The organism is Crenobacter luteus (genome assembly GCF_004345725.1).
Taxonomy (GTDB): Bacteria; Pseudomonadota; Gammaproteobacteria; order Burkholderiales; family Chromobacteriaceae; genus Crenobacter; species Crenobacter luteus.
Window position 1 is genome coordinate 22,756 of the sequence record NZ_SLXG01000012.1, and the last position, 17,525, is coordinate 40,280.

At 68.7% G+C, this 17,525-nt stretch carries 23 protein-coding genes; 15 read left to right on the forward strand and 8 right to left on the reverse strand.

The window, feature by feature from the left end; genetic code table 11:
• Window positions 1-3 precede the first annotated feature (3 nt).
• Genes EV683_RS08530 through nagZ form a run of 7 tightly spaced genes read left to right on the forward strand, consistent with a single transcriptional unit; the run spans window position 4 to window position 5,019 of the window.
• Window positions 4-399, forward strand: coding sequence for a DUF4845 domain-containing protein (locus EV683_RS08530; RefSeq protein WP_066614594.1), 396 nt, complete (start codon window positions 4-6; stop codon window positions 397-399).
• Window positions 396-1,121, forward strand: a complete 726-nt coding sequence (gene rnc, locus EV683_RS08535) for a ribonuclease III (RefSeq protein ID WP_082824240.1) — start codon at window positions 396-398, stop codon at window positions 1,119-1,121. Before EV683_RS08530 ends, rnc begins: the two co-directional genes overlap by 4 nt.
• The gene (gene era, locus EV683_RS08540; RefSeq protein ID WP_066614591.1) at window positions 1,118-2,005 is read left to right on the forward strand and encodes a GTPase Era; all 888 of its coding nucleotides are present in this window, start codon (window positions 1,118-1,120) and stop codon (window positions 2,003-2,005) included. The genes rnc and era overlap by 4 nt, the downstream gene beginning before the upstream one ends.
• Before the next feature lie 21 nt (window positions 2,006-2,026).
• Complete coding sequence (gene recO, locus EV683_RS08545) at window positions 2,027-2,746, forward strand: DNA repair protein RecO (protein WP_131862502.1); 720 nt, start codon at window positions 2,027-2,029, stop codon at window positions 2,744-2,746.
• Between the two features lie 19 nt (window positions 2,747-2,765).
• The gene (gene pdxJ, locus EV683_RS08550; RefSeq protein WP_207910429.1) at window positions 2,766-3,494 is read left to right on the forward strand and encodes a pyridoxine 5'-phosphate synthase; all 729 of its coding nucleotides are present in this window, start codon (window positions 2,766-2,768) and stop codon (window positions 3,492-3,494) included.
• Window positions 3,495-3,498: 4 nt separating this feature from the next.
• Window positions 3,499-3,888 carry a holo-ACP synthase gene (acpS, locus tag EV683_RS08555; RefSeq protein ID WP_131862504.1) on the forward strand — a complete coding sequence of 130 codons (390 nt, stop codon included), beginning with the start codon at window positions 3,499-3,501 and terminating at the stop codon, window positions 3,886-3,888.
• A 45-nt stretch (window positions 3,889-3,933) separates the two neighbouring features.
• Window positions 3,934-5,019 carry a beta-N-acetylhexosaminidase gene (nagZ, locus tag EV683_RS08560; protein ID WP_131862505.1) on the forward strand — a complete coding sequence of 362 codons (1,086 nt, stop codon included), beginning with the start codon at window positions 3,934-3,936 and terminating at the stop codon, window positions 5,017-5,019.
• A 98-nt stretch (window positions 5,020-5,117) separates the two neighbouring features.
• Here nagZ and EV683_RS08565 read toward each other — a convergent pair whose 3' ends face one another.
• Complete coding sequence (locus EV683_RS08565) at window positions 5,118-5,765, reverse strand: HAD family hydrolase (protein ID WP_066614581.1); 648 nt, start codon at window positions 5,763-5,765, stop codon at window positions 5,118-5,120.
• Complete coding sequence (gene ilvA / locus EV683_RS08570) at window positions 5,762-7,297, reverse strand: threonine ammonia-lyase, biosynthetic (protein ID WP_131862506.1); 1,536 nt, start codon at window positions 7,295-7,297, stop codon at window positions 5,762-5,764. The genes EV683_RS08565 and ilvA overlap by 4 nt, the downstream gene beginning before the upstream one ends.
• Window positions 7,298-7,498: 201 nt before the next feature.
• On the opposite strand from ilvA, the gene EV683_RS08575 reads away from it, so the two are divergent.
• From EV683_RS08575 to lipA, 4 genes are all read left to right on the forward strand, one after another.
• Window positions 7,499-8,644, forward strand: coding sequence for a D-alanyl-D-alanine carboxypeptidase family protein (locus tag EV683_RS08575; protein WP_066614577.1), 1,146 nt, complete (start codon window positions 7,499-7,501; stop codon window positions 8,642-8,644).
• A 64-nt stretch (window positions 8,645-8,708) separates the two neighbouring features.
• Entirely contained in the window at window positions 8,709-8,990 is a 282-nt protein-coding gene (locus EV683_RS08580) for an HP0495 family protein (protein WP_407919292.1), read from the forward strand.
• Between the two features lie 2 nt (window positions 8,991-8,992).
• Entirely contained in the window at window positions 8,993-9,622 is a 630-nt protein-coding gene (gene lipB / locus EV683_RS08585) for a lipoyl(octanoyl) transferase LipB (RefSeq protein WP_131862507.1), read from the forward strand.
• Window positions 9,619-10,566: a lipoyl synthase gene (gene lipA, locus EV683_RS08590; protein WP_066614568.1), complete on the forward strand. Its 948-nt coding sequence runs from the start codon at window positions 9,619-9,621 to the stop codon at window positions 10,564-10,566. The genes lipB and lipA overlap by 4 nt, the downstream gene beginning before the upstream one ends.
• A gap of 105 nt (window positions 10,567-10,671) precedes the next feature.
• Here lipA and EV683_RS08595 read toward each other — a convergent pair whose 3' ends face one another.
• From EV683_RS08595 to EV683_RS08620, 6 genes are all read right to left on the reverse strand, one after another.
• Window positions 10,672-11,460 (reverse strand): iron-containing redox enzyme family protein, encoded by a 789-nt coding sequence (locus EV683_RS08595; protein WP_131862508.1) that lies wholly within the window; start codon window positions 11,458-11,460, stop codon window positions 10,672-10,674.
• Between the two features lie 128 nt (window positions 11,461-11,588).
• The gene (locus EV683_RS08600) at window positions 11,589-11,807 is read right to left on the reverse strand and encodes a hypothetical protein (protein ID WP_131862509.1); all 219 of its coding nucleotides are present in this window, start codon (window positions 11,805-11,807) and stop codon (window positions 11,589-11,591) included.
• Between the two features lie 52 nt (window positions 11,808-11,859).
• The gene (locus tag EV683_RS08605) at window positions 11,860-13,224 is read right to left on the reverse strand and encodes a 4Fe-4S binding protein (RefSeq protein ID WP_207910427.1); all 1,365 of its coding nucleotides are present in this window, start codon (window positions 13,222-13,224) and stop codon (window positions 11,860-11,862) included.
• Entirely contained in the window at window positions 13,221-14,051 is an 831-nt protein-coding gene (locus EV683_RS08610; RefSeq protein ID WP_131862510.1) for an FTR1 family iron permease, read from the reverse strand. The genes EV683_RS08605 and EV683_RS08610 overlap by 4 nt, the downstream gene beginning before the upstream one ends.
• A gap of 10 nt (window positions 14,052-14,061) precedes the next feature.
• Entirely contained in the window at window positions 14,062-14,394 is a 333-nt protein-coding gene (locus EV683_RS08615; RefSeq protein WP_131862511.1) for a cupredoxin domain-containing protein, read from the reverse strand.
• A 55-nt stretch (window positions 14,395-14,449) separates the two neighbouring features.
• The gene (locus tag EV683_RS08620; protein ID WP_066614560.1) at window positions 14,450-14,995 is read right to left on the reverse strand and encodes an iron transporter; all 546 of its coding nucleotides are present in this window, start codon (window positions 14,993-14,995) and stop codon (window positions 14,450-14,452) included.
• Between the two features lie 212 nt (window positions 14,996-15,207).
• Between EV683_RS08620 and EV683_RS08625 the strand changes: the two genes are divergently transcribed.
• From EV683_RS08625 to EV683_RS08640, 4 genes are read left to right on the forward strand one after another with little or no spacing between them, the layout of a single operon-like run.
• On the forward strand, window positions 15,208-15,642 hold the full coding sequence (locus EV683_RS08625; RefSeq protein WP_066614558.1) for a transcriptional repressor: 435 nt from the start codon (window positions 15,208-15,210) through the stop codon (window positions 15,640-15,642).
• Window positions 15,630-16,574, forward strand: coding sequence for a CobW family GTP-binding protein (locus tag EV683_RS08630; protein ID WP_207910430.1), 945 nt, complete (start codon window positions 15,630-15,632; stop codon window positions 16,572-16,574). Before EV683_RS08625 ends, EV683_RS08630 begins: the two co-directional genes overlap by 13 nt.
• On the forward strand, window positions 16,571-16,786 hold the full coding sequence (locus tag EV683_RS08635; RefSeq protein ID WP_131862513.1) for a hypothetical protein: 216 nt from the start codon (window positions 16,571-16,573) through the stop codon (window positions 16,784-16,786). The genes EV683_RS08630 and EV683_RS08635 overlap by 4 nt, the downstream gene beginning before the upstream one ends.
• The gene (locus EV683_RS08640; RefSeq protein WP_066614553.1) at window positions 16,783-17,523 is read left to right on the forward strand and encodes a metal ABC transporter ATP-binding protein; all 741 of its coding nucleotides are present in this window, start codon (window positions 16,783-16,785) and stop codon (window positions 17,521-17,523) included. Before EV683_RS08635 ends, EV683_RS08640 begins: the two co-directional genes overlap by 4 nt.
• Window positions 17,524-17,525: the final 2 nt, after the last annotated feature.

A 17,525-nucleotide genomic window follows, 5' to 3' on the forward strand; every position in this document is an offset into this window, starting at 1 on the left:
ACGATGGTGATCAGGACCTTCCCGGCAGGGCTGGACCGCCAGGCGGGCATGGGCTCGCTCGCGGTGATCGCCCTGGTCGCGCTGTTCGGTCTGGCGCTCCTGGCGGCCTTCCGCGTCGTACCGGTTTATACCGAGTACGCCGAGGTCAAGAGCGCCGTGGCCGAGGCGGCCAAGGACCCGGCGCGCTCCGAGTCTGAGGCGCGCCGCATCTTCCGTGCCCGCGCGGTGGTGGCCGGTATCGGCTCGGTCAAGGATTCCGACCTCATCGTCGTCGCCGGCGGCAACTTCCTGACCGTCCGCGCCCGCTACCGCCGCGAGGTGCCGCTCGTCGCCAACGTCAAGCTGGCGTTCGACTTCGACACCCAGGCGGGGCAGGGCCCGGCGGCGCAGCAGCGATAAAGAACACGACCTTGAACGACACCCGTCTGACCCGCCTCTACGACGCGCTCGGTTACCGCTTCGCGAATCCGGCGTGGCTCAAGCAGGCGCTGACCCACCGCAGCTACGGCACGCCGCACAACGAGCGGCTCGAGTTCGTCGGCGACAGCATCCTCAACTACACCGTCGCGCGCATGCTGTTCGACCGTTTCCCGACCCTGCCCGAGGGCGACCTGTCGCGCCTGCGCGCCAACCTCGTCAACCAGAACGCGCTGGCCGAGATCGCCGTCGAGCTGAAGTTCGGCGACTACCTGTTCCTCGGCGAGGGCGAACTGAAGAGCGGCGGCTTCAACCGGCCGTCCATCCTCGCCGACGCGCTCGAGGCGACCTTCGCCGCGGTCAGCTTCGACTCGGGCTTCGCCGAGGCCGAGGCGGTGGTGCGCCGGCTGTACGAGGCGCGCGTCGCCGCGATCGACCCGAGCCGCCACGCCAAGGACGCCAAGACCCGGCTGCAGGAGGCGCTGCAGGCCAAGCGCCTCGCGCTGCCCAAGTACCGCATCCTCGCCCAGAGCGGCGAGGCCCACGAACAATGGTTCAAGGTCGCGTGCGACCTGGCCGAAATCCGCATCGAAACCGAAGGCGAGGGCGCCAGCCGCCGCGCCGCCGAGCAGCAGGCCGCCGAGGCCGCGCTCGCGAAGTTCGAAGCGCTCTATCCGGGCGGCAAGAAGCCGAAATCCGCATGAACGAACAAGATTACCGCTGTGGCTTCGTCGCCATCGTCGGCCGGCCGAACGTCGGTAAGTCCACGCTGATGAACCACCTGATCGGCCAGAAGGTCAGCATCACCTCGAAGAAGGCGCAGACCACCCGTCACCGCGTCAACGGTATCCACACCGAGGAGGCGGCGCAGTTCGTCTTCGTCGACACGCCGGGCTTCCAGACCTTCCACCGCAACGCGCTCAACGACGTGCTCAACCAGAGCGTGCGCGACACGCTCTCGAGCGTCGACTGCGTGCTGTTCGTGCTCGAGGCCAAGCGGCTGACCGGCGCCGACCGCGAGGTGATCGCCCTGCTGCCGAAGAACGTGCCGGTGGTGCTGGTGGTCAACAAGGTCGACAGGGCGAAGGACCGCGACGAGCTCGCCGCCTTCATCGCCGAGTGCCGCGCCGAATTCCCCTTCGTCGACGTCGAGGCGGTCAGCGCCAAGCACGGCCACCGGTTGGCCGAGCTCTTGGACAAGGTGCGCCCGCACCTGCCCGAGTCGCCGCCCTTGTACCCGGACGACATGGTCACCGACAAGAGCGTGCGCTTCATGGCCACCGAGATCGTGCGCGAGAAGCTGTTCCGCTACCTCGGCGAGGAGTTGCCGTACGCGATGAACGTCGAAGTCGAACTGTGGGAAGAGGAAGAGGGGCTGACGCGCATCCACGTCGCGGTGCTGGTCGACAAGGACAGCCAGAAGGGCATCCTGATCGGTAAGGGCGGCGAGAAGCTGAAGAAGATCTCGACCGAGGCGCGCCTCGACCTGGAAAAACTGCTCGACGCCAAGGTCTACCTGAAGGTGTGGGCCAAGGTGAAGTCCGGCTGGGCCGACGACGTGCGCTTCCTCAAGGAATTCGGCCTCTAAGCCGGACGGGCCGGACGCGCGATGCAGCCGGGCAAGGTCGACCACCAGCCCGCCTACGTGCTGCACAGCCAGCCGTGGCGCGAGACCAGCCTGCTGGTCGAGGTACTGACGCGCGACCACGGCCGGCTGACGCTGGTCGCGCGCAGCGCGCGCCGGCCGCAGTCGGCGCTGCGGGGCCTCTTGCTGCCGTTCGCCCCCTTGACCATCGCGTGGTTCGGCAAGGGCGAATTGCGCACGCTGCACGCGGCCGACTGGCAGGGCGGCGTGCCGCAGCTGTCGGGCATGGCGTTGATCTGCGGCTTTTACCTGAACGAGCTGGCGATGCGGCTGTCGGCGCGCGACGACGCGAACCCGGCGCTGTTCGCCGCCCACGACGCGGCGGTGCGCGCGCTGGCCCGCGAGCCGGCGTACGGCGCGGTGTTGCGCCGCTACGAATGGGCGCTGCTGACCGCGCTCGGTTTCGCGCCGCCGCTGGACGCCGACGACGCGCAGCGGCCGATCGACCCCGCCGCGCGCTACCACGTCGTGCCGGACGCGTCGCCGCACCGGCTCGAGAGCGGCCCGGCCGACGCGGGCGTCGGCGGCGCGACGCTCATCGCGATGGCGGCCGGCGATTACGCGGACCCCGCCGTCCGCCACGAGGCGCGCGGCTTCCTGCGCGCCTGTCTCGATCACCACCTGGGTGGCCGTCCCTTGGCCACCCGCGAACTGTTGCAAGCGATCAGCGCGCTACCCGAGTAGCGCAAGGAGCCCCACGATGATTTTCCTCGGCGTCAACATCGACCATGTCGCCACGCTGCGCCAGGCGCGCGGCACCCGCTATCCGAGCCCGATCGAGGCCGCGCTGGTGGCCGAGAGCGCCGGCGCCGACCTGATCACCCTGCATCTGCGCGAAGACCGCCGCCACATCCAGGACGAGGACGTGCGCGTGATGAAGAAGCTGCTCAAGACCCGCATGAACCTCGAGATGGCGCTGACGCAGGAGATGGTCGAGAACGCGCTCGCGGTCGGCCCCGAGGACGTCTGCCTGGTGCCGGAAAAGCGCGAGGAGCTGACCACCGAGGGCGGCCTCGACGTGATCCGCTATTTCGACGCGGTCAAGGACACCACCAAGGTGCTCGCCGACGCCGGCATCCGCGTGTCGATCTTCATCGACGCCGACAAGGCGCAGATCGAGGCGGCGCGCGACGCCGGCGCCGGCGTGATCGAGCTGCACACCGGCCGCTACGCCGACGCCCAGCACGCCGCGGAGCGCGACGCCGAACTGATCCGCATCCGCGAAGCGGCGGTGTACGCGAGCCAACTCGGCTTCGTCGTCAACGCCGGCCACGGCCTGTCCTACCACAACGTCAAGCCGGTCGCGGCGATCCCCGAGATCGCCGAGCTGAACATCGGCCACGCGCTGGTCAGCCACGCGCTGTTCGTCGGCTTCCCGGCCGCGGTGCGCGAGATGAAGGCGCTGATGGTCGAAGGCCGGCAGGGCCTGTAAGACCATGATCGTCGGCATCGGCACCGATCTGGCGCGCGTCGAGCGCTTCGCCGCGCTGATAGCGAGGCACGGCCGCGACGGCGCGGCGCGGCGCATCCTGTCGGCGTTCGAGGCGGCCGACTACGCCGCCGCGCCCGACGCGGCGCGTTTCCTCGCCAAGCGCTTCGCCGCCAAGGAGGCGCTCTCCAAGGCGCTGGGCACCGGCGTGCGCGCGCCGGTCGTGATGTCCGCGATGACCGTCGCGCACGACACGCTCGGCAAGCCGCTGTTCGAGCTTTCGCCGCCGTTGGCCGAGTTCGCCGCCGCGCGCGGCATCGCGCGCCTTCACCTGTCGATCAGCGACGAGCGCGAGCACGCGGTCGCCTTCGTCGTCGCCGAGTCGGCCGACGCCTGAGTTCGCGGCCGGCCCGCCGCCGGCCTTTCTACCGAAGGACATTTCATGACGACTCCCCTGCAATTGCCGCGCGGCCCGGTGATGGTCGACGTCGAAGGCTTCGCGCTCACCGACGCGGAGCGCGCGCGCTTCGCGCATCCACTGGTCGGCGGCGTGATCCTGTTCCGCCGCAACTTCGAGAGCGTCGAACAGCTCAAGGCGCTGACTGCCGAGATCCGCGCGCTGCGCGAGCCGGCGCTCCTGATCGCGGTCGACCACGAGGGCGGTCGCGTGCAGCGCTTCATCGACGGCTTCACCCGGCTGCCGGCGATGCGCGCGCTCGGCGACGCGTGGGAGGCCGATCCGGCCGAGGCGACAAGCTTGGCCGAGGCGGTCGGGGAGGTGCTGGCCGCCGAATTGCGCGCCTGCGGCGTCGATCTTTCGTTCACGCCGGTGCTCGACCTCGACTGGGGCCGCTGCGCGGTGATCGGCAACCGCAGCTTCCACGCCGACCCGGCGGTGGTCGCCGAACTGGCCGCCGCGCTGATCCGCGGTTTGAACAAGGGCGGCATGGCCGCCTGCGGCAAGCACTTCCCCGGCCACGGCTGGGTCGAGGGCGACAGCCACCAGGTGATTCCGGTCGACGAACGCGAACTGGCCGACATCCGCGCCGCCGACCTGCTGCCGTTCGCGAAGTTGGCCGAGGCCGGCCTCGCGGCGGTGATGCCGGCGCACGTGATCTATCCGAAGGTCGACGCGCGCCCGGCGGGGTTCTCGAAGGTGTGGCTCGAGACCGTGCTGCGCGGCGAACTGAACTACGACGGCGTGATCTTCTCCGACGACCTCGGCATGGAGGGGGCGGCCGAGGCGGGCGGTTTCGTCGCGCGCGCCGACGCGGCGCTGGCGGCCGGCTGCGACATGGTGCTGGTGTGCAACCAGCCGGCGCGCGCCGACGAGGTGCTGGCGGGCCTGACGCCGCCGGCGCAGCCGAGGTTGGCCGAGCGGCTGGCGCGCATGGCCGGGCAGGGCGAGATCGCCGACTGGCGCGAGCGCGTCGCGTCGGACGACTTTGCCGCGCTGCGCGCAAAGGTCGCGCGGCTGAGCACGCCGCCGGCGGCGCTCGAGGGGCCGGCGGTCGGCGAGGCCTGCTGAGGCCCGACGTCGACCCGCTCCCCCCGGGGGCTTGCGCATGAAAAAACGCCCCGGCGTCCTTTAAAGCGGACGGCCGGGGCGTTGCGTTTGGGCGCGCATCACAGGTGCGCGAGCAGCTCGAGCGGGTGGTCGATCGCGCCGTCGGCGCCCCAGTCGCCGGGACGGTCGGACTCGGCGATATAGCCCCAGTTGGCGATCAGCGTCTTCATGCCGACCTTGCGGCCGGCCTCGATGTCGCGCTCGGCGTCGCCCAGGTACAGGCAGTGCTCGGGCGGGATGTCGAGCACTTCGCAGGCGTACAGCATCGGTCGCGGGTCGGGCTTCGGGGCGCCGGCGGTGTCGCCGCTGACCACCACGGCCGGCGCGTGCGGGAAGGGCAGCAAGGGCAGCAGCCGGTGGGTGAAGCGCTCGGGCTTGTTGGTGACGATGCCCCACGGGATGCCGCGCTCGGCCAAGCTTGCGATCAGCTCGGGCACGCCGTCGAACAGGATGGGGTTGTGCTCGAAGTGCGCGTCGTAGAGGTCGAGGTAGCGCGCGCGCAAGGCCGGGAAGTCGGGATGGTCGCCGTCGATGCCGAAGCCGAGCCGGATCAGGCCGCGCGCGCCGTGCGAGGCGATCGGGCGGGTCGCCGATTCCGGCTGGGCGGGCAGGCCGTGCTCGGCCAGGAGCGCGTTGAGCGCGTTGCCGAGGTCGAGCGCGGTGTCGGCCAGCGTGCCGTCGAGGTCGAAGAGGGCGGCGCGGATCATGCTTTCACCCCGTTGCCGCGGCCGAGAAACAGCGTGTAGGCCGGGTTGTGCGTTTCCTCGCTGTACGGGTAGCCGAGCGCGTCGAGGAAGACCTGGAACGCCCGGTCGTCCGACTCGGGCACCTGGATGCCGACCAGTACGCGGCCGTAGTCGGCGCCGTGGTTGCGGTAGTGGAACAGGCTGATGTTCCAGTCGGTGCGCATCGCGTCGAGGAAGCGCAACAGCGCGCCCGGGCGCTCCGGGAATTCGAAGTGGAACACGCGCTCGTGCTTGAGTTCCGGCGCGTGGCCGCCGACCAGGTGGCGGATGTGCAGCTTCGCGAGTTCGTTGTCGGTCAGGTCGACGCCGGACAGGCCGTTGGCCTCGAGGTCGGCGATGATGGTCGCCACGTCGTCGCGGCGCGCGATCTGCACGCCGACGAACACGTGCGCGGTTTTCGGATCGGCGTAGCGGTAGTTGAATTCGGTGATGCTGCGGTTGCCGATCACGCCGCAGAACTTCTTGAAGCTGCCCGGCGCCTCCGGGATCGTGACGGCGATGATGGCCTCGCGGCGCTCGCCGAGCTCGGAACGCTCGGAGACGTGGCGCAGGCGGTCGAAGTTCATGTTGGCGCCGCAGGCGACGGCGACGAAGGTCTTGCCGTGGCAGCCTTCGCGCTCGATGTAGGCCTTGGCGCCGGCCACCGCCAGCGCGCCGGCCGGTTCGGTGATCGAGCGGGTGTCCTCGAAGATGTCCTTGATCGCCGCGCAGGTGGCGTCGGTGTCGACCAGGATGATCTCGTCGAGCAGCTCGCGGCACAGGCGGAAGGTTTCCTCGCCGACCAGCTTGACCGCGACGCCGTCGGCGAACAGGCCGACGTCTTTCAGCTCGACGCGGTGGCCGGCCTCGATCGAGCGCTTCATCGCGTCCGAGTCGGCCGCCTGCACGCCGATGACCTTGATTTTGGGCTTCAGGCGCTTGATGTAGGCGGCCACGCCGGCGGCCAGGCCGCCGCCGCCGATGGCGACGAACACCGCGTCGATGTGGTCCGGGTGCTGGCGCAGGATCTCCATCGCGATCGTGCCCTGGCCGGCGATCACGTCCGGGTCGTCGAACGGCGGGATGTAGGTGCGGCCGGTTTCCTCGACCAGCTTGACCGCGTGCTGGTAGGCGTCGGAGTACGAATCGCCGAACAGCACCACCTTGCCGCCGCGGCCGGCGACGGCGTCGATCTTGATCTGCGGCGTGGTCACCGGCATCACGATCACGGCCTCGCAGCCGAGCTTTTGCGCCGACAGCGCGACGCCCTGCGCGTGGTTGCCGGCGCTGGCGGTGATCACGCCCTTTTTCAGCTGTTCGGGCGTCAGGCGCGACATCTTGTTGTACGCGCCGCGGATTTTGAACGAGAACACCGGCTGCAGGTCTTCACGCTTGAGCAAGATGCGGTTGTCGAAGCGGCGCGAGAGGTTGGGGGCAATCTCGAGCGGGGTCTCCACCGCGACATCGTAAACCCGGGAAGTGAGGATGCGTTCCAGATAGTCTTGCGTAGGCATGGGCGAACCGTTGTTTCGGGGAAAGGCAGGAAGTGAAGCTTTCAGGGTAACAGGAACTTGCCGGCATAGGAACGGACTAGACCCGTGCCCGTCGTGCGCATCGCTTAACAAAAGGCGGCGGGCGACGCCGGGGTACGGGGTGTATACTTGTCGGCTTTCGCCCCGGACCGCAATCCGAACCTCACCGCTTGTTGGAACACCATGAAACATCGCTTGAAGCAGCTCATCCTGGCCGCGTCGCTGGCCATGCCCGCCCTCAGCCTCGCCAACGCCGCCTTCGTGCCGCCGGTGCCCGAGATCGCCGGCACCGCCTACTATCTGCTTGACGCGCAGAGCGGCCAGCCGATCGCCGTCCGCGACGCGGATACCCGGATCGAACCGGCGTCGCTGACCAAGCTGATGACCGCCTATCTGACTTTCAAGGCGCTGAAGGAAAAACGCCTGACGCTCGAGCAGACGCTGACCGTGTCGCAAAAGGGCTGGAAGACCGAGGGTTCGCGCATGTTCCTCGATCCGAAGGTGCCGGCTCGCGTCGACGACCTGATCAAGGGCATGATCGTGCAGTCGGGCAACGACGCCTGCGTGACCCTGGCCGAGGCGATCGCCGGCAGCGAGGAAGTGTTCGCCCAACTGATGACGCGCGAGGCCCAGCGTCTGGGCATGACGCACACCCGCTTCATGAACGCGACCGGCCTGCCGGACGCCAACCACTACACGACGGTCCGCGACCTGTCGACGCTGGCTTCGGCCATCGTGCGCGACTTTCCCGAGTTCTACCCGATTTACTCGATGAAGTCGTTCACGTATAACGGCATTACCCAGCCCAACCGCAACCTGCTCCTGTACCGCGATCCCTTCGTCGACGGCATGAAGACCGGCTACACCGAGTCGGCCGGCTACAACCTGATCGCCTCCAGCCACCGCGACGGCCGCCGCGTCGTGTCGGTGGTGGTCGGCACCGCCAGCCCCGAGGCGCGCGCGGTGGAAAGCTCCAAGCTGCTCAACTACGGCTTGCAGTTCTTCGAGACGCCCAAACTTTACGCCGCAGCGAAACCGGTATCCGAGCTGCCGGTGTATAAAGGCGACGCCGGCAAGCTGCCGATCGGTTTCCAGCGCGACGTGTTCGCCACCGTCGCCCGCGGCCAGGCCGCCCGCCTCAAGGCCGAGTTGACCACCCAGCAGCCGGTGATCGCGCCGATCAAGGCCGGGCAGCGCGTCGGCACGCTGAAGGTCAGCCTCGACGGCAAGCCGGTGCTCGAGCGCCCGGTGGTGGCGCTCAAGGACGTCGGCGAAGGCGGTTTCTTCAGCCGCCTGTGGGACAGCCTGAAGCTGTTGCTGGGCATGTAATGACGCGACGGGGTGCGGCCGGCCCGGCTTTGACGGGCCGGCCGCACCCGGCGCAAGGAGCACGATGATGACGACCGCACAGACTGAACAGACCGACGTTTTCGAATTCCCCTGCCGCTTTCCGCTCAAGATCATGGGCGAGCGGCACGAGCACTTCGCTGCGACCATCCTGACCGTGGTGCAGGGCCACGCGCCGGCGACCACCGAGGTCGACGTCGACGTGCGCGAGAGCTCGAGCGGGCGTTTCCTGTCGCTGACGGTGACCGTCACCGCCGAAAGCCGCGAGCAGCTCGACAACCTCTACCGCGCGCTGACCAGCCACCCGATGGTCAAGGTGGTGCTGTAAGCGTGGAGCGCCTCGTCAAATACCTCGGCCGCGTCGACTACGAGCCGACCTGGCGCGCGATGCAGGCCTTCACCGACGCGCGCACCCGCGACACGCAGGACGAGATCTGGCTGCTCGAGCATCCGCCGGTCTACACGCTCGGCCTCGCCGGCAAGGAAGAGCACCTGCTGTGCGCGACCGACATCCCGGTGGTCAAGATCGACCGCGGCGGCCAGGTCACCTACCACGGCCCGGGCCAGCTGGTCGCCTATCTCTTGATCGACTTCAAGCGCATGGGCATCGGCGTGCGCGAGCTGGTGACGCGCATCGAGAACGCGGTGATCGACCTGATGGCCGAGTTCGGCGTCTCGGCCAACGGCGACCGCGACGCGCCGGGCGTCTACGTCGACGGCGCCAAGATCGCGGCGCTCGGCCTCAGAATCAAGAACGGGGCGGTGTACCACGGCCTCAGCCTGAACGTCGACATGGATCTGACGCCGTTCAACTGGATCAACCCCTGCGGCTACGCCAACCTGAAGGTGACGCAGATGAAGGATGTCGGGGCGCCCGTCACGGTAGAGGAGGCCGCCAGAAGGTTGCTGCCCCACCTGGAACGCCACCTGACCGTGATGAAAAGCAAGGAGACAGCATGAAACTCGACAACGCGGCCGGCGTGAAGCACAAGGGCGAGGCCAAAACCGCGCGGATCCCGATCAAGATCGTGCCGCTGGAAGAAAAGCTGAAGAAGCCGGAGTGGATCCGCGCCAAGATCCCGAGCGGCCAGCGCTTCTTCGAGATCAAGAACATCCTGCGCGAGCAGAAGCTGCACACCGTGTGCGAGGAAGCCAGCTGTCCGAACATCGGCGAGTGCTTCAGCAAGGGCACCGCGACCTTCATGATCATGGGCGACATCTGCACCCGTCGCTGCCCGTTCTGCGACGTCGGCCACGGCCGTCCGAACCCGCTCGATCCGGACGAACCCAAGCATCTGGCCGAAACGGTCGCCGCGCTCAAGCTTAAGTACGTGGTGATCACCTCGGTCGACCGCGACGATCTGCGCGACGGCGGCGCCCAGCACTTCGCCGACTGCATCGCCGAGATCCGTAAGACCTCGCCGCAGACGCAGATCGAGGTGCTGGTGCCGGACTTCCGCGGCCGCCTCGAGATCGCGCTCGACATCCTGTCGGCCACGCCGCCGGACGTGATGAACCACAACCTCGAGACCGCGCCGCGCCTCTACAAGCAGGCCCGCCCCGGTTCGGACTACCTGCACTCGCTGCAGCTGTTGAAGGAATTCAAGGCGCGCAACCCCGCCGTCGCGACCAAGTCCGGCATCATGGTCGGCCTCGGCGAAACCGACGACGAGGTCTACGAGGTGATGGCCGACATGCGCGCCCACGACATCGACATGATCACCATCGGCCAGTATCTGCAGCCGTCCGGCGGTCACCTGCCGGTGCTGCGCTACGTGCATCCGGACCTGTTCAAGGCCTACGAGAACCGCGCCTACGAGATGGGCTTCCGTCACGCCGCCGTCGGCGCGATGGTGCGTTCGAGCTACCACGCCGACGAACAAGCGCACGAGGCGGGCGTGTAAGCGTCAGCTATCCGAATGCGTGAACGATAAAGCCGGGCTCGATGCCCGGCTTTTTTGTCGACGCTGGTCGCGCCTTCGCCGGCTCGGGCAGGCGCGCGCAGCGGTCTAGCCCAGCTGCACGAAGGCCTTGCGCGGGCTCGCCGGCGGCCGCGACACCTCGGCCTGCAGGCACCGGTCGAGGATCAGCCGCATGTAGTCGTAGCTCTTGCAGATCGCGTCGCGCAGCGCGGCGACGGTGGATGGGTCGGCGTGCGTCCCGATCAGGGTGCAGACGATCTCGAGTGCCTCCCATGGAGGCGCGTCGTCGTGTGCGTGCAGCGTGAGCCAGCGCGTCGCACGGCGGCGCGCGCCGGGCGCGAACGAAGCTTCGTAGGCACCGCTAGAGCAGACCAGCGCTGCCCAGTCGCCCGTCGCGTCCTCGATCGCGTAGTTAGTCGCCGCCATCGCCAGCCACAGCGGGTCGTGCGCGCAGATGTGCCAGCACCAGTGCGACAGCGCGTGCATCTCGCTCGGCACCCGTTGGGCGTGCAGCTCGGCGCGGCCGATACCGCAGGCCTCGGCCCACGCGATCCAGTGCTCGGCGTGACTCTGCGCGACGCGGATGTTGTGGATCAGGAAGCGCCGCGCCATGTCCTCGCCGCGCTGGCGGCCGTAGCGCACCTTGAGCAGGTTCTGCGCCATGTATTGCGGGAACTGCTCGACGACCGGCCACGCCCCGACCAGGAACAGCTGCATCGCCATCGGCCCCAGTTCGGCGTCGCGCATGCGCAGGTAGAGTTCGTGCCCGGTCACGCGGCGCTTGGCCGCGTGGCAGTCGAGCAATAACTGCTGGGCCCAGTCGGGGTAGCTGGCGGCTTCCGTCAGGGGGCCGGTTCTGACAAAGGGGGGGCTCACAGGCTCGCTCCTTTGCTCGGCGGTCTTTGCTTGCCGAGCGCAAATATGTCGAGAGGCGCCGGCGTGACGGCAGGGCGGCGGCCGCGCGCAGCTCCCGGCGATCCCGAAGCTGCGCGGCCCTGGCGCGATCAGCGGCAGGCGACCGCGATGAACGACGAGACGGCGCCGGGCGGGCGGCGCATGCCGTCGCTGCGATTCGCTTGCATGCCATACCCCCTTCTGGTGCGAGTCAGCAAAACGGCGTGCTCGGGGGCGTGCCCGCGGATCGGCGCGGCTGCAGCGTGGTTCTCTAAGGATTTATAGTTCGCATTTGGCATGTAAAAACCATTTTTCATATCGATGGACATGAAAAAGGTTGGCCGAGCAAGCTCGGCCAACCGGGTTCGGGCGATGCGGGGGCTACCAGGCGACGAACATCAACCACCAGGCGAGGTCGACCAGCGCGAGCGCCAGCGCGACGCCGGCCAGCGCGCCGAGCCGGCGGGCGGTCGCGCGACTGTGCCGCGCGGCGATTTGCCACGCGAGAACGAGGCTCCACAGGTTGGCGCCGGCCAAGAGGCCGAAGCGCAGCGGCGCGACCCAGTCGAGCGGTACGCCCTCGTGCTTGAGCATGGTGACGGTCAGCGCCGACAGGCCGAGGAACACGCTACAGCCGCCGGCCGGGATCAGCGCCTGCACCAGGTGGTGGAAGCGGGCGCGTCGCCACGGGCCGAGCACGCGGGTCGCGAGCGCGAGGCAGACGGAGAGGCCGGTCGCCATCGCGACGCCGGTGCCGAGCATGTAGGCGACGATGGTCGCGCCGTCGAGCAGCGTGAAGCGGTCGTTCAGCTCCGGGTAGTCGGTCAGGATGAACCACGGCGCGCCGATGTCGAGCGGCCACAGGATGTCGCGCTCGATCAGCCACTCGGCCACGCCCTGCTTGAGCGCGACGAACCACGGGCTGACGGTCCAGTGAAAGCCGCCGATCGCGATGCCCAAGAGGCCCAGCAGCAACAGCGCCGTCTGCCAGCCGCCGCCCAGCGCCTCGCCGTGCGCGACGACCTCGGCGTTGGGCGAGCGTGCCGCCAGCGAAACCGCGCCGCGGTAGCCGCTGCAGCGGCCGCACTGGTGGCAGTCGCTGGCGCCTTCCATGTGGCGGATCGCCACCAGCGGCGCGCAGTTGATCGGGATGACTTTCTTGCCGGACGAGGCGCGCCACGCGGCGGCGTCGACCTTGTAGTGCAGCGGCGCGAGCTTGGCCAGAAGGCCGAACACGCCGTTCACCGGGCACAGGTACTTGCACCAGACGCGCTTTTCGCGGCCGTAGACGAAGCCGACCACGATGGCCGCCAGCGTCGAGCCGCCCAGCACCAGCAGCACCGCCTTCGGGTACTGGTAGACGCTGACGAGCTGGCCGTACAGCGTGGTGAGCGCGAAGGCGACGAAGGGCCAGCCGCCCCAGCGCATCCAGCGCGGGATCGCGCGGTTGAGCCCCTTGCCGCTGGCGAACTCGGCCAGCGCGCCCTCGGGGCACAGCACGCCGCACCACAGGCGGCCGAACAGCACCATGCTCAACAGCACGAACGGCCACCAGATTCCCCAGAACACGAACTGCGCGAACACCGTCAGGTTGTTGAACACGCGCGCGCCGTCGTCCGGCAGCGGCAGGAAGGCCGGCACGCCGACCAGCACCGCGTAGGCGAGCACGACCAGCCACTGCAGCTTGCGGATCAGCGGCGCGTGCGCGCGCATCCAGTGCCCGGCGCGGGCGAGGGTCTGGCTCATGCGGCCACCCGCTCGGCCGGCGCGGCGCTCGGCCGCGTCAGTTTGTAGACGGCGAGCCAGTAGCCGACGTAGGCCAGCAGCATGGTCAGCGCCGGGTGCGAGCGGTAGCCGGTGAAGGTCGCGAACAGCGAACCCATCGTGCTCGAATCGTCGATCAGCGCCGAGCTGTCCCACAACGGGTCGACGAGGGCCGGCACGAGGTCGAGCGAGATCAGTTGCTCGACGCTGTTCATCAGCAGCGAGGCGGCCAGCAGCAGTAGCAGCCCCTCGGTCAGCCGGAAGAAGAAGCGCCACGAGATCATGCGGCCGCCCTTTTGCAGCAGCCAGTAGGTCGCGACCGCCAGCGCGACGCCGGAGACGGCGACGGCGGCGAAGCTGGCGAGCGTCAGCCCCTGTTGGCCGAGCCCCATGCCGTACAGGAACACCACCGTTTCGCTGCCCTCGCGCGCGACCGCCAGCGCGGTCAGCGTCGTCACGCCCCACCAGCGGCCGGCGGCGCTGCGGGCGGCCAGCCCGCTTTCCATGTCCTTCTTCAGCGTGCGGCCGTGGCGGCGCATCCAGATCACCATCTGCACGATCAGCGCCGACGCGGCGGTCGTCATCGCGAGCTTGAAGTAGTCCTGGCCTTCGCTTGACAGCGACTCGTCGAAGAACAGGATGCCGGCGCCGAGCGCGCCGGCCAGCGCCACGCCGAGGCCGACGCCGCCCCAAAGCCACGGCAGGCCGCTGCGGCCGGCCGGGTTGTGGCGCAGCCAGCTATAGAGGATGCCGATCACCAGCATCGCTTCGACGCTCTCGCGCCAGACGACGAAAAGTATTTGTCCCACAGCCGGCTCCTTATCTGGCGACGATCACGCCCTTGCCGGTGTTCGGATGGAAGTCGTCGAAGAACTTGTACTCGCCCGGCGACAGCGGGTTGATAACGACGAAGGACGACGCGCCCGGGCCGAGCACCTTTTCCTTGCGCAGCGGCAGGCTCTCGAACTCGATCGCGCTCTGGCCGCTGTTGTGCAGTTCGATCTTGATGCGCTGGCCGGCCGGTACCTCGATGCGGTTCGGCGTGAACACGCCGTTCTTGCCCTCGAGGCGGAAGGTCGGCAGCTCGGCCGCCTGGGCCTGCGCGGCGAGGGCGGCACAGCAGACAGTAATGCCAATAAGAATTTTTTTCATTTTTGAGCCTCCAAAACGACAGGGCACCGGCGAGCCGGTGCCCTGCGCTGCGCGATCAGTAGCCGCCCTTCTTGCCGGTGCCGGCGTAGGCAAATTCGTAGTTGAGCTCGAACGGCTTGAACCATGGGCCGACGCCGGTTTCCTTGTCGACGTGGCGGCCGAAGTGCGCGTGCGGGTTCTGCGACGGCGGCAGCACGGTCAGCTTGAGCTTGTACTTGCCCGGGCCCATCAGCTTGACGTTGTCGCCGTAGTGCGGACCGTCGCTGGCGACCATCGCCATCATGTCGCCGGCGATCTTCTTGCCGCTGCCGACCTTCTCGACCTCGTACTTGACCAGCAGGTAGGGGACCCAGTCGCCCTCGGCGAAGCCGTTCGGGTTGTTCTTTACCGCGTGGATGTCGGCCTCGAGGTGGATGTCGGACAGTTCGGCCTTGCGCATCATGCCTTCCGGGTCCATTTTCACCGGCTGCAGGTAGACGGCGCCGACTTCCAGGCCATTCTTGATCTGCGGTTTGCCGATCGGGTACTCGGCGGCGAAGCAGGCAAAGGATTGCGCGAGCAGGGCGACGCCTGCCAGGGTGAGCTTGATGCCTTGACGCATGATGGGCTGTCCCAATGTCAATGAAAACGTTTCTCATTTTATTTAGCGTCATCACGGGGACACAAGCGCCCGGCGGCGTTTTACGCGAAATGGAATTTTTCCTTTTGTAGTGTGGTGTTACGCAATGTAGCGCGCAGAAGGAGGGCGCCTTGTTTCTGGTGATGTTATAGGATAACATTCAACTCGTTCCGAACCCTCACGCCGGCTATTCCATGGACAAAACCGCCTTCCTCTCCCAAGCCGAGCAGCATTGCCTGCGTCTGGGCAACAGGCTGACCGCCTTGCGCCGCCAGGTGCTCGAGCTGGTGCTGGGCTATCCGGGCGTGGTCAAGGCCTACCAGGTGCTGGCCGACCTGCAGAAGGAGCGCGGCGTCGCCGCGCCGCCGACGGTGTACCGCGCGCTCGACTTCCTGGTCGAGAACGGCCTGCTGCACCGCGTCGAGGCGCTGAACGGCTTCATCGTCTGCGAGCACTTCGACTGTCCGCACGAAGGGCTGATCCTGGTGTGCGCGCGCTGCGGCGGCGTCACCGAACTGGACGCGACCGGCCCGATGGCCGCGCTGCGCGACGCGTCGGCCGCCGCCGGCTTCGCCGTCGCGCCGCAGAACCTGGTGCTGACCGGCACCTGCCAAAGCTGCCAAGCATGAAAAAAACCACCGTCAACCTGTTTTCCGGCTTTCTCGGCGTGGGCAAGACCACCGCGCTGAAGGCGCTGATCGCCCGTCGTCCGGCGCACGAGCGCTGGGCGATCATCGTCAACGAATTCGGCGAGGTCGGCATCGACGGCGCCGCGCTGTCCGACGACGGCCTGCCGGTCGCCGAGATCGCCGGCGGCTGCCTGTGCTGCGTCGCCGGCCCGCAGATGACCGTCACCGTCGCGACGCTGCTGCGCCGCGAGCGCCCCGACCGGCTGTTGATCGAGGCCAGCGGCCTCGCGCACGCCGCCGGCGTGATCGACGAATTGAACGAAAAGCCGCTCGGCGACGCGCTGACCGTCGGCGCGGTGCTGACCGTGGTCGATCCGCGCCAGTTCGTGAACCCCGACTACGCGCGCCAGCCGCTGTACCGCGACCAGGTCGCGATCGCCGACGTGCTCGTCGCCAACAAGGTCGAGCTGGCCGACGCCGACACGCTGGCAGCCTTTCGCGCGCAGGCGGCGGCGCTGTTTCCGGCCAAGGCGCTGGTCGCCGAGGTCAGCCACGGCGCGCTCGACCCGGCCTGGCTCGACCTGCCGGCGATCGAGAAGTCGCGCTACCGGCCGGCGGTGGCACGCGACGCCGCCAGCGGCTGGCAGTCGGAGGGCTTCACCTTCGACGCCGCGCGCAACTTCGACGGCGAAGCGCTGACGCGTTTCTTCGACGAGTTGCCGAAACTTCAGCCGGGCCTGGTGCGCGCCAAGGGCGTGTTCCGCGTGCTCGATTCCTTCGTCTGGCTCAACTGGGCCGAGGGGCAGTGGGGTGCCAGCCAGGTCGCCTGGCGGCGCGACAGCCGCTTCGAGCTGATCGCCACCGAGGACGTCGCCGCATCGGCGGTGGAGGCGGGGCTGGCCGCCTGTCTTTGCAAGGAGGACGCGCGATGAGCGTGCCGCAACCGAAACCCCATTCGCACCCGCATGCCCATCCGGAGCACGCCCACGTCCCGCACGAACACGCGGCGCCGGTATCCGCGGCGCTCGAACGAGGTTGGCCGAGCCTGATGGCGATGGCCGCCTGGCAGCGGCTGCTCGCCGCCGCCGGCCTGCTGGCGCTGCTGTGGGCGGTGGTCGGCTGGGCGCTGGGGGGCGAAGCATGAGCGTCGTCCTCGAGAACCTGACCGTGTCCTACCAGCGCCATCCGGCGGTCCACCATGTGTCCGGCGAATTCGCCGACGGCGAGGCGACCGCGATCTTCGGGCCGAACGGCGCCGGCAAGAGCACGCTGTTGAAAGCCATGGTCGGCGCGCTGCGCCCCGACTCGGGGCGCGCGGTGATGAGCCATCGCCGCGCCGACATCGCCTACCTGCCGCAGCAGTCGGAGATCGACCGCAGTCTGCCGATCACGGTCGAGGACCTGGTGCTCTCGGGGCTGTGGCACCGCAGCGGCGCCTTCGGCGGCGTCGGCCGCGACGGCCGCATGCGCGTCGCCGAGGCGCTCGCCACCGTCGGGCTGTCCGAGTTCGCCCGCCGGCCGATCGCGGCGCTGTCGAGCGGCCAGTTCCAGCGCGTGCTGTTCGCGCGCATCCTGGTGCAGGACGCGCGGCTGATCCTGCTCGACGAGCCGTTCAACGCCGTCGACGCCAAGACCACCTACGACCTGTTGGCGCTGGTGCGCCGCTGGCGCGCCGAGGGGCGCACCGTGATCGCGGTGCTGCACGACTACGAGCAGGTGCACGCCTACTTCCCGTACACGCTCCTGATGGCGCGCGAGGTGGTCGCCTGGGGCAAAACCGAAACGGTGCTGACCGACGCCAACCTCAGGCGCGCGGTCGAGCGCGCCGCGCACTGGCAGGACCGCGCGCCGGTCTGCCGCGTCGACGGGGAGGCCGCCTGATG